Here is a 13,086-nt window from a genome sequence, read left to right on the forward strand (position 1 = left end):
CTCCCTCATCGGGGGCAAGCCCCCTCCCACATTTGGATCTCCATATATCAGATGGACCTCGGTCTGCTTTTGCTCTGGCTTTTGATCTTGATCCTAGGCGCCCCGTCAAACACGCTGGCCGAACGCAGGCTTGAATCCGTGGGTAACCCGGCAGGACGCCGGGTTAGCCGTCCTGGGCCAAGGATGGCCCATGACGGCGGCCCACGGATTCAAGCCTTCGTTCGGGCACACCGAGCCTAGGCGAGGTGCCGAGTGTTGGGGCAAGAGCCCTTTGGTTACTTTGGGGCTTTTCCAAAGTGACCCGCTGTAAGAGCGGAACCATAGGCAGCCGTTACCGCAGCAACGGATATGTACTCATTCCAACTCCAACAAATGGTCGACCCAAAGGCCGCCATCGGGAGCAAGTCGAATCGTCGCACCCACAGTTTTAACCGAGTCCCCCCACAATACCGCTCGGCTATAAGCTCGCCGCCCTTCTGCTTCCGCAAAAAAATGGGGCGATCACTGATCGCCCCGAACGGTACATCGAGAGGTCCTTCTGAAGTTCTACAAACTGATCTGCTTACGCTCCTCATCCGTCAACCGCGCCCGCGCCTGTTCACTCAGCGGCCCCGCGCCCAACACCTGCACCGGGCTGTCGGGGTTGTAGCCCGAGGTTTTCCGAGGTTCCGGTTCACGCGGCAACGGCTCGCTGCCCAGGCTCAGCACCTCCACGGTCATGATCGACGGCCGGCCCTGTTTGGCCGCCGCCTGCTGGCTGCGCGCCGCGTCTTCTGCGGCCTGGGACGCCGCCGCTCCCGCTGCGCTGGCCGAGCTCATGGCGCCGGTGTTGACGGTGGCCGACACCGGCACCCCGGACGACTTGCCCTGGGTCTGGATGTTCGCCGCGTTCACCACCCGCAGGGCGGCGATGTTGACGTTACCCGATACCCGAATGCCCGCCTCCCCCGCATCGATGGTGCCCATCGGCGCGATCAGGTCGATATCCCCCGCCGGCACTTCCGGGATCGGGTTCAGCGTGGCAATCCCCGCACCGGTGCTCGGTACCGATGGCGACAGGCTCACGTTGCCCCAGTTGTCATAGACGCGCTTGGGCGGCGTGTACACCACGGTGGTCTTGGAGCCGCGCCCGGCGTTGATGTCGCCCTCGCTGGTCCAGGCCATGATCGAGCCGCCGAAGGTGGTCATGATGCGGCTCTGGCCGAGCAGGATGCTGCCCAGGGAATACAGCTGGATATCTCCCGAACCCTGGGTGATCAGACCCGCTGTCGACGGCGGCGCCGCGCCTTCGATGCCGAAGGTCTGGCTGCCGCCCGGGGTGAGCATCTGGATCGAGCCACCGGCATTGGTGTGTACGCCCGAGCCGTTGAACAGCGTGATGTCGCCTTGGTAGGTGATCGCGTTACCGGCCACGTCCTTGTCCGGGAACAGCGCCGCAATCGCCGCGCGACCGCGCAGGTAACTGCCCTGGCGCACGCTGCCGTCCTGGTTGTACTCGCGGCCGGCGGCCTTGAGTTCGGCGAAGTACACGTCGCGGGCAAATATCCGTTGCTGCTCGGCGGGCAGCGCCGCGTAGTAGGCGCGGGCCTGCTCGCTGTCGCCGACAAAACCGAAGCGCTCGGCGAGCCAGGTAACCAGTTCGTTTTCGTACGTCTTGGCGACCTTGGTCCCCTGCAACGACTCGCCCGCTTGTGCCTGGTTGACAGGGTTCAGGTAGCGCTCGACAAAACGCTGGTAATCCGGCCCGTTGGCGCCGACACCGGCCTGCATCACAATGCTCGCGCCGGGGCGGCTGTCACCTGGCAATACCCCGCCCAGGCTGGTCACGCTGTACTCGCCCGCAGGTCCCGTCATCAGGATATTGCGGCCTGCCGACACGTCCAGCAGGCCAGGCCCGGCCACCTCGAAGTTGCTGTAGAGAATGTCGCGACCGGCCGACACGATGGAGATATCGTTGGCGTTTTTGTGCAGGAACAGATTATTGCTCGAAGGCGCGTCCGTCCTGTCCACACCAAAACTACGCCCACTGCTGACGATATCCCGCCCGGCCATCATCCGGACCGGGCCATTCCCTTCATACCAGGTCTCGCCCTCATGCAGGGATCCAGGGTCACTGCTGAACGTGATTATCCGACCACTGCTCACCCCGACCAGGTCCCCGTCTATCGCATAAAAGCGCGCCGGCTCAGCGCTGCCAGCGGATGACGCGGCTGCCGTGCCGGAACCGAACGCCAACAGCGACAGGCTGACCAGGCTACCCGTGGGCGGCAGGTTGCTGACCACGACAGCATTGCCAATACGGGCCTGGTACGCAGGGTTCCAAGGGGTTGCCATCGCACTCGGCGCCGCCCCGGACTGGCTCACGGCCATGCCACCGGCGTAGATCGAGGCCTGGGCGAGGAACTGCAACTGGCCGGCCGGCCCGGGAGCCAACATCAGGGGGTCTGTGTAGTTGAGGTCAGAGTTCTCCTGCGCACGGGCCGCTTTACCGTAATACAGACTGCCGCCGGCCGCCGTTGCCCTGACGATTGACGGGTAGGCCACAGCCAGGTCAGCCGGCGTGTCGGGCAGGCTGACGGGGGTCAGGTTACCGCCCAAGGAAAACAGATCAATGGCCGTGTCCTTGGTCCACAGGGTAAACCAGCTGCTGCCGGTGCCGAGGGTGGTGCCTTGTGCAAAAGGCGAAGAATGGCTAACCGGCACCCGGCCCGGGTCTTCGACGGTTTTCACCACCTGGTCACCCAGGGTCTGCACGTTGAACGTGGCGTCACCCGGCACCAGGGTCAGCCCACCGCGCGCCACGCCCCGGGTCGAGACCAGCGGGTCGAAGGCACGGGTCTCGCCCGGGCTCTGTTCGGTAGAGGTTGCCCCGTACAGCAAATCGACGCTGCCTACACTGGCGCTGCGCAACTGCACATCACCACGAAGATTGACCAGCATGCCGTCACGATGGTCCGCATTGGCAACGACAACACTGGCAGGGTTCATGCTGCCACCGATGCGCACCCGCAGATCGCCCCCACCGGTCACTTGCAGGCTGCCATCGCTGGCGACCCTGCCCGTGCTGCCCACTGCCAGGACCAGGCCTTGGCTATGGGGGTTTACGGCATCGTTGCCGAAGCCATAACCCAGGGTGTTCAAGACCCCGGCGTCGCCGCCGACATTGACAGCCAGGTCGCCACCGCCCAGGGTGCCGAAGCCGGTGAAACCGAGCATTTTGTCCGCGCCTGCAGCCGCTGCGGTGTAACTGCCGAAATTGATCCACCAGGCGCTCGGTTGAGCCTGGCCACCCGTCGCCACATCGCTGCTGCCCTGGCGCCATAGCCAGTTGCCGATTGCCGCCGAATCGAACCCGAGATCCTTGGGGTTGGGTCGCCCGATGTTGCTCTGGGCGATGCTGGTGATATCACCGGTCAAGTCACCCCCGGTATTAATCGTCAGATTGCCCCCGGCCTCTGGATACCAGGCCCGGTACAAGCTCGTGGACGAGCCGTTGACGAACTGTTCGAACAGGCTGCCAGGATCACCCAGCACGGTGGCCCCCTGCTTCGCCTTCGGCTGATTGTAGGGGTCGCCCTGGAAGGTGCCGGCAGAAGACGTACCGGCGGTGTACACCCCATACAACGAGTCCATGCTCAGGTTGCCCGCGCTCAGCAACTCCAGATCGCCGGTCCCGGTGCGGATCACGCTCAAGCGCGTGCTTGCCGGTGCAGCGGCGTATTCCTGCGGGTTTTTCATCTGGCAATACGTGGGGCTCGCGCACAGTTGCTCCACGGTAATTTGACTGAAACTGAACGCCAGCGCCTCGGTGACCTCGTCCCCCGCCTTTACGATGATGCCCTTCCTCGCGAATCGAGCGACTGCCGCCGGAGTGAATATGTAAGCACCCGTGGTCTTGCAGAATTGCGGGGATGCACCGCAGAAATCATCGATTGAGCCCTTATTGAGGCCGTCGAGCACACGCTGGTCGATCGGATCACCGGCCTTGACGGTCACCCCGACGCCCGCCAGGTACGTGACCCCGGCAGCCGTCCAGGTTTCCACGCCACGGGGTGGTAATGCCTTGGCGAACATGCCGTAGTGAGTGTCCGCCAGATGCAGGTCGCCGCTGCGCGGGTGCGCTTGCAGGATGCGACTGTCGGCAGCCTCGGTATCGGCGCCCGCGACCAGGCGCAGCGACCACGACTGGGTGCCTTCGGCAAGCATCGGCGAGATCGCCCAAAGCTGCCCGGCCGCACCGGCGCGCAACGCCACCGACTGGACCCCGGCAGGCAACTTGACATCCGTGCCGGCAGGGATCAACGCACCTGTGGGCAAGGCCTTGAGGCCATCGAGCAGCACAATGTTAGTGGTCAGGCCTGCCTGGTCCACACTTGGCAGCGGTACGCCCTTTGGCCAGGTCATGCCTTGCAGCAGGGTACCCTCGGTCAACAGCGTACCGGCGCCCAGTTGCGTACCCGCCACCAGGGTCTGCGCCTCGCCGAGCAAGGTACCGGCGGCAAACAACAGAGTGCCGCCGGCATCGCGCACATCGGCCGCGACGACGCTGCCCGCAGGCAATACCAGGTCCTGGCCCAACGTCGCGGCCACGGGCAAACGCGTATTGGCGGCGACGGTCAGGCCCTTGATCGGCAGGTCATAGTTAAGGGTCGCGCCGGCCGGGAAGGCGGTGCCGTCGGCCAGGGTCACGCCGTTGCCAGGCACCACTACCGTGCCGCCACGGTAGTCGATACCCGGCAACAGCACCCAGCCCTTGTCATCGGCAGACGCCGGCGGCGGTGCGAAGCCGTCGTTGATGCTGCCATAGATATTCAGGTCACCCCCGGCGCGCAGGGTCAGGCTGCCGGATTCACCCGAGCCGTAGACGGCATTATCCTGCTGGCTATGGGGGTTGAGGCTGGCGTAACGGTAGCGGGACAGGTCCACGTCGCCCTGCACGACCAGGTCGCCGTCCGCCGTCTTGCTGACGATTTCCACGCCAGGGCGCAGGTGGAAAGCATCGGCGTAAGTGGCGTTGTTCAATCCGGCGAGTTTGTTTTGCAGCAGGTTGCTGTTCTGCAACGCAGCCTTGATAAAGGCGTCGCTCAAGGCGTGCTTGCCATCCAGGTAACCCTGGGTGATTTCCTGATACGGCTTGCCGCTGGCGGTAGGGTCGGTTTTTTCCGGGGCGTCGTCGTAGGTGATCATGCCGTTGAGCGCAATCGAACGCGCGCCTTGGATAGTCAACTGCCCACGGGCGTCGATGGCGATGTCATTGCCACCCACTCGCGGCGCGTTGAGCTCCAGCGTACCGCGGCTGCGCCCGTCATTGCCGGTCGCAGCAGTACCGTGACGCAGGTCGATACGTGCCCCCTCGGCGAGGGTCAGTTGGCCGTCACCGGAGCCCAGCACCACCATGGCGCGGTTGGGCGAGTCGATGATCTTGCCGTAGCTGTCCACCCGCAGTTTGCTGCCATGGGCGTCGAGCACCGCCGTGCCGTCGAGGGTCAGGCCGTGCTTGCCGGCCAGGTTGATGCTGCCGACCCGCTCACCGCTGGCGTCCACCAGGCCGTTCACGCGCAGGCTGCCGTTATCCATGGACACGCTGATGGTGCCGGCCTTGAGCCCGTTGCCGATGGTCAAGTCGCCCTGCTTGAGCTGGAAGCTGCGGGCACCGAAGACCGCGCCCTGGTTGAGGCGCTGGTTAAGGTCGGCGAACTGCTGGTCCAGGGAACCGCTGCCGCCCAGGTGCTGGGCCTGGAGTTCCACGGTAGCGGCCTGGTAGAGCATCGAGGTGCCGCCAGCCGCGTAATAACCGCTGCTGCTGCCAAGGATCCTGCCTTGCAGGTCGACGGTCCCGGCCGCCGCATCCGTGGCCACGGCCCGCAATTTACCCGCCTGGTTGTGCTGGGCCGACAGGTCGATGGTCGAGCCCGCCGCCTGGCGGATATTGCCGCTGCGGCTGTCCAGTAACACATCGCCGCCCCAGCCGTATTGGGTCACATCGTTGAAGGCAATGGCGCGGCCGGCCACGTCGATCAAGGCGTCATCGGTCAAGACCACATCGCCCCGGGCGCTGAGGCTGACCTTGCCGCTGGGCAACACCACCGCACCGGCCACACGAATGCTGTCGCCTTGCAGGGACAGCTCGGCCCCCTGGCCGTTGGCCGTGCCACGGGGGCCTGCCGACGCGCCGATATCAATCGCACCGCCGGCTTTGATCGTGTTCACCGAGCCGGCCTCACCGGTCATCAACGGTGTACGGATCGTCAGGTTGCCGCCGCTGTACTGGAAGCCGTTGACCGGGTCATACGCGCCCTGGCGCTGGTACACCGACAGGCTGCCCTTGTGGTTGGCGGTGATGCGTTCGCTGGCGTTGAGGTTGACGTTGGCGAACCCCAAGGCCAGGCGGTCGAAAAGCTTCACCTTGCTCGGCTGGCCGAACTCGCCGTAGCCGAATTCGATACGCTCGGCGTTGATGTCCAGGCGTCCACTGCCGGTGCCCGCGCCGCCCGTCACCACCGCGCCAGGGGCGTTGGTGGCGCCCAGCCAGATCAGGTTGGCGGTGTGGATCGTCGCCACATCGTTGGCCGCCCCGGCGCCATACATCGCCGGGGTGGACAGCATCAGGTTGTTCAGCAGCGATTTGCCGGTGACGGGGTCATAAGTGTCCAGGGACGTGGTGCCGTAGAAATTGAAACTGTCACGGGCCGACAGTTGCAGGGTTTCCAGGGCAGGCGCGCCGAATTGCGTGTCACCGCGCAGCAAGCGGTCGAGCAGCGCCTGGGTCAGGGTCAGGCCGGCCGGCACGCGGTTTCCGGCAGCGGCGAGGGCTTCGGCGCTGCCCAGGTTGATGGTGCTGACACCCAGGTTGAGGTGACGCGTGCCATAGCGCACCTGGTCGCCCAGCTGGAAGGTACTGTTGGTCAGCGCCACGATGCTGCCATCGGAGTACAGGCCGGTCTGGCCGCTGCACGTGCCGCCGTCGCAGGCGCCGATGTTAATCCCGCCGCTGACCCCGTCTGGCGACGGCGCACTGACCACATTGAGCAGCCCGTTGGACACCGCCAGCATGTTGGCAACCCGATAGATAAACCCGTCACGTGCGTCGTAACTGGCCTTGCCGCGGCCTAGGGTGTTGATCGAGGCGCCCTGCTCCACCACGATTGCGCCGGTGTCGCTCACCAGAAAGACTTCAGGGGCCGCCAGTGTTGCCCCTTCGCGCAGCGTCACCGTGCTGTTGGCACCATTCGCGCCGGATGCCAGGTTGATAAAGTTCCCGGACTGGCCGTACTCCACCACCGTCATGCCGCCCACCACCAGCCGCGATGCACCCAAGGCATTGAGGGTGTCGGCCTTGAGCGTGATGCCGGCGAAGTCTGCAGTGGCGGACTTGCCCGCGCCGACCACTTCGATACCCTGCCGGGTTGGGTCCAGCACTGCCACCGTACCGCCGTAGCCGCCTGGGGCGGCATCGAAACGGCCGATGCCCTCGAACGAGAAGGCATCCGCACCCGCACCGGGGCGCAGCGACAGTTTCAAGGTTTTGGCGTCGGCTTCCAGCATCGGCCGGGGCACGCCGATCCGGGCTGCATCGGCCCTGGCAAACTGGGCGTAGCTGGTTTCGTTGTATTGGGAATAACGCCGCAGGGTATCGGCCGAGGTCAGGATCAATTGGCTGGCGACGCTGTTGCTGATCCCCGTGTGGGCAATCGACAGCTGCCCCGAGGTGGCCCACGAGCCATTGCGCATCAGCGTGGTCGCACCATCGCCGCCAAGCCCGGCCAGCCCATTGATTTCGACGCGGAAGGCCCCCGGCATCAGGGCGTAGGTCGATGGCATCAGGGTGTAGGTGCCCGCCGGTAACCCCGGCACACCAGCGCCGATGGTGATCTGCTGGCCGATCAACGGCGCCACGGCACCGCCCTCCGCCGCCACCGGCGCCGCGCCTGGCTGGACCCCGGGCACAATCGCATAGATCGGGTTAGTGGACAGGCCCGGCAGCACAAACCCGCCGTTGGCGCCGAACTGCACCAGCGGGTTATAGCGCGCATCGGTGGAACCGCCGCGCCCGGAAATGAAGCCGGCGCCCAGCAGTTCGCCACCGCCGGAGAGGTCCAGCGTGGCATCCGGCTGCACGGCGACGGTGGTACCGCCCAGAATGACGCCGACGCTCAAGTCGCTGTTCAGGTTGGCCACCCCGCCCTGGCCGATAAACGTGACCTTTTGACCGTTGTAGCGGTACTCCTGGCCATCCAGCGTGCCGCCATAGGGCAGCACCAGCCCCTTGCCACTGACCGAGGTGATACTGCCCGGCAACAGTTGCACCAGGTTACTGCCCATGCTGCCGATATCGATCAGCCCCAGCGGCGCCCGCACCACACCGCCCTGGCGAACCGTGGCGGCGCCCAGTTGCAGACGGCCGAACGCCGAATAGGGAATGGCGGCGTCGGCCGTGCCGGTACGGCCAATGGTCAACGTACGCAACGGGTCGAACAGGATATCGTTGATACCTGCCTCACCCAGGTAGCCCGCGATCACCCGCGCGCCGACCTGTGTGCCGGGGTACAACTGCGCCGCGCGCAAGGTCATGTCGCCCTGGGCCAGCAATTGGGTGCTGATACCCAGGGCGACTCCGTTCTCATTGGCCCCTGCCAGAAACCGCAGGTCACCCTCGCTGGTCAGGTTGACCTGGTCAAAGCCACGCCGTTCCATATCCAACAGGCTGCCATCCGCCTGGCGCAGGCTACCCTTGACGCCAAACAGCACGCTGCCGCGCACATCGATCAGGCTAGCGCGGGCGTTGAACTGAGCGGCGGTTTCACGCTGGGACGGGACAGGCAGCACAATCGCCGGACGCACATAGCCGTCCCGGCCTGGCGTGTTGACGCCAGCCAGCAATAGATACGGTGCAGCCAGGTTGACCCGGGTGTTGTCAGCGGCATTTTCACTGAGGCCGAAGGCCGTACCGAACAGCCGCAGACTCTGGCCCAGCGTCAGCGAAACATCGCCATCGGCACTGATGAGCCCGTTGCTCATCAAGGCCAGGTTGTCAAAACCGCCCGCGCTGACCTGGTCCACTCCCAGACGCCCATGGCCGTACTCCAGGCTGCCGGCAGCCTCCTGCGGCGTACCCGCCAGGTCGTGGCGCTGGTGCGTCTGGCTGATCAGCAATTCACGGCCTTTGAGCACCTGATCAACCACGGTATTAAGTGTGTAGAGCGGGCTGTCCAATGCGACCGCGAGACTGCCGCCCGCAGCGCCGGCGCCCCCCGCCCTGGCGACAAAGCTGCCGTCCAGGTACAGGCCGTTATTGGACGCCAGGCTGATACTCCCGCCATTGCTGGCCTGGCGCACCATGCCCTGCCCTGGAACATTCAGCAGGGCCTCGGTGCCGGAGGCGTCCAGGCGCGCACCTTCACGCACCACCACAAACACGTCACTGGCCGTGGCCACCCCGGTCTGCAGATCAAGCGTGCCACCAATAGTGATGGTACCGCCGTCGCGGACCAGGCCATACGCGCGGCCAAGGTTGTCAACCGCCGTGGCAGCACGCGCTGCGACATCGATCAGCGCATGTTCACCAACCCAGATGGAGCGACCATGGCCAGCCGCATTCACATCCTCGGCAGACCCAGCCTTGATGCCCCCCAGGGTCACGCTGCCACCCCAGGCGTTCAGCGTGCCGTCCATGTTCAATTGGCCAACGCTGCGCAGGCTGATGGCCTGGCCGGGGTCGACATTGATGACCGCGCCCTGGCCCACCGTCAGGGCAGCGGTTGCCAGTTGTTCGGCGGTGGAGTCGACGTAGCCCGCGTTCAGGCTCAAGCCGGCGCCACGGCGCTGGGTCAGCAGGCTCTTGGTCGGATCTTCCTGATAGAGCATGGGCGTCCAGCGCTCCAACGCACTGGCCGGGTCGCTGCCGGTGGCGATCGACGACGCCTGTGCGCCCAACCGATACACCGGGACCGTGACATCGACTTGGGTACCGTCGGTGACGATCAAGCCCTCGTTGCCGGTGATATCGTAGGCCGAAAAACCTTTATTAAAGAAGTCAGCGGCCAGTTTCAGGGTGTCGGCATCCGCCGCAAGGGGGCTGTCGCCGATCTGCACCTTGCGCGCCTGCAACGCCAGGGTGCCGCCGCCGGTGACGCCATAGCCGCGCACCTCGCCGTCCAGCCCCAGGGCGCCGAGTGCGCCCAGGGTCACGTTGCCGCCCTTGCCGCCGGTGAGCCGGCCATCCACGCCGAGGGTGCCGCCGGAAGAGGCGTCCACCACGCTGCCGGCCATCAGGTGCACGTTGCCCGTGCTGCGCAGCGACACATTGCCACCGTTCACATAGGCCACGCCGGTGCTGTTGGCCGCGTCCAGCAGCAGGTTATTCCAGCGCCCGCTGGCATCCAGCTTGACCCCGGCGGCGACCGTCACACTGCCGTCGCCCGGCAGGATCGTGTCCTCGACAGCGCCGTCCTTGGTCGGATCGACCTGGCTGAGGATGTTCCCGGCCTGGAGGCTGCCACCGTGGGCCGTCAGGTTGGCATTGATGGTGACGCCTGGCCCGAGCAGGGTGATAGCACCACCGTCCGCCACGTTGAGTGCACCGTTGACGCTGACCTGCTGGTTGGCGGCGACCTTGATTGCGCCCAACTGGAAACCGTTGAGCTGGTCACTGTCGAGCACGATCTGGCCTTGGCGATCCGCTGGCAGCGCCGTCGTGAGGTCCAGGCCATCGGCGATTTTCTGTGTATTGCTGTCGATCAGCACCTGCTCGGTGCTGCCGGTCAGCGCATAGCGCAGGGTGCCGGTGGTCTTGTTGTAGACCGGCGTGTAGCCGCCAATGATCAACTGCGCGCGCTGGGCCATGGCCTTCTGCGACTGCTGGTAACCGTCAAGGTTGATGTTCGGTGTCTGGGTCTGGCGATCGCCCTGGAACACATCGCTGACCACCTGGCCTTCCAGCACCGCACTGGTGGTGCCGACCACCAGCTTGCCGGCATCGCGGCCCACGGTATAACCGTTCTCGTAACGGCGCTGCTTGGCGATCATCGGGTTGTAGTAGAAATCGGTCTGGCCCCAGCGCTTGCTGGTGTCTTCGTAGCCCTTATAGAGCCCGGAATAGAGAATGTCGCCGGGCGCGTTGGACAGCTCATACAAACGCCCGTCCGGGCCCTTGAGCCAGGTCTGCTGGATATACCCGGCCTGCACATCCACGGTGCCGCCCGACAGGTTGATCTGCGCACCCTTTTGAGTCACCACGTCCTGGCCGGTAAAGGTCACGGTACCGCCCTGGGCCATCCACTCACCCACCGAGTGGCCCTGGGTGCCGAGGTAACCGCCAACCTCCAGCAAGCCGCCGGCGGTGTACCAGCGGTCCGTGGCATAGCCGTTGGTACCGGCCGGCACAAACACCAGTTCGCGCAGGTCGACCCACACATCGTTGTTGATCAGCTTCCCGTCTTCACGGTTGACCGGTGCGTCGCGTTGCTCGTTGCCCTGTACGTTGATCTTGATGTTGTTGGCTTCCATCGACACCTTGACGCCCGCCGCGCCGGACACGTCGATCATCGCCCCATCGCGCACCAGGCTGCGCCCGCCCGCACTGACCGCGACCTGGCCACCGGTGGCCAGGGTGATCGAGCCTTTCTGGAAGTCTACGGTGCCGCCGCTGACGATCTCGATACGCGACTGGTCGGTACGATCGGCCACGGCGCTCAAGTGGTTGAATTGCTCGGTGATCAGGTTGGCGGGCTTGCCATCGAGCGAGGTCAGGCCATTGTTTTTCTGGGAATTGAGGGCGCCGCTGCCGCTGGCGTCCAGCAGGATTGCGGTGGTGCTGCCCTCGCCCAGGGTGACGCTGCCGGTGGTGTCACTGGCCGCGTTGAGCAAGTGGAGGGTGCCGCGCGTATCCACCGAGGTACTGGTCAGGGCCACACCGTTTTGCTGGACCTGGTGGCCGGTCAGGGTGATGTCGCCGGTGGAGGCCATGATCAGGCCGCTGTTGGTGACCTTGCCCGCAGTGCTGTCGGCGTTGAGGGCCGTCGCAACTTCATTGCCACGGGTGGTGGAGCGCTCGTTGCCGGCGGTGCCGACGCCTTTGCGGATATAGAAGCTGTCGCCGGCCGCCAGGGTCGTCTGGCCTTTGGCAGTGATGAGCGTACCGGCGTTTTCAACCTCGGTGCCGAGCAGCAAGGCATAGCCGCCGGCATCGGTGGACGTGGCGGCGTTGTGGGTCTGGATCAGCGCGCCGCGTTGCACCTCGACCTTGCCTGCCGCGTCGGTGAAGGTCGGTTGCGTACCGGTGGTATCGACGTAGAGGCCACGCTGGGTGAACTGCTCATCGGTAATGTTCGCCGCCGCTGCCACCAGGTTGCGCACATTGACCTGGCTGGTGCCGCTGAACACCACGCCGTTGCGGTTCATGATCATCACCGTTCCGGCGCCGTTGATCTGGCCCTGGATCTCGCTGGGCCGGGCATCGGGGTCGTTGACGCGGTTGAGCACGGCCCAGTTGGATTGCTGTTGGAAGTCCACCGTGGTGTTGCGGCCGACGTTGAAGGTCTCCCAGTTGAGGATCGCCTTGTCGGCGGTCTGCTCGATGCTCACCGTGGTCTTGCCGCCGGCCTGGGTCTGGCTCGGAGCCTTGGCGTTGGTCCAGCCCTGGGTCAGGCTGTTGTCCACCTGCAAGCCGCCCTTGCCCAAGCCATCGGGAATCGTCGACACCTGGCCGAACGCAGCCTGGCGCCCCGCCGCTTGCGCGGCCTGTTGCGCGGCAATCGCCGCGACACTGGTGTTCAGCGTGCTGATGGAACGCGCCAACTGCTGGTTGACCCGTGCCTGCTGGTTCAGCGTCGGAACCCCCGGCACCTGCCCGGCACTGAGCCGCGCCGCCGTCGCCGCCTGGGTCGCGCCCTTGTCGGCAAACCAACTGGAACTGAACGCCGTAGCCGCATGGGCATTGCCCGCCACCATCAACAGGGCGATGGCCTGGGCCAGTGGCTTGAGGCGCAGGATCGTCTCTTGGGCTTTCAGGTTAACCGGTGATTTGCAGCGGACCATCGGGGATCTTCCTTCTTTGTTATCACGCAGGGAGCAAGGCACGCTCACGTA

Annotated in this window: 1 protein-coding gene; it reads right to left on the bottom strand. The window is 65.3% G+C overall.

Going from position 1 to position 13,086, the window contains the following annotated elements; genetic code table 11:
• Window positions 1-546: 546 nt before the first annotated feature.
• Window positions 547-13,035, bottom strand: coding sequence for a filamentous hemagglutinin family protein (locus AC07OT_RS15510; protein ID WP_495108429.1), 12,489 nt, complete (start codon window positions 13,033-13,035; stop codon window positions 547-549).
• Window positions 13,036-13,086: the final 51 nt, after the last annotated feature.

Source organism: Pseudomonas sp. GW821-FHT09C10 (assembly GCF_059418085.1).

Bases quoted from the DNA above. Each gene is read 5' to 3' on its own strand.
- AC07OT_RS15510 (WP_495108429.1), bottom strand. From the start codon at position 13,035: ATGGTCCGCTGCAAATCACCGGTTAACCTGAAAGCCCAAGAGACGATC.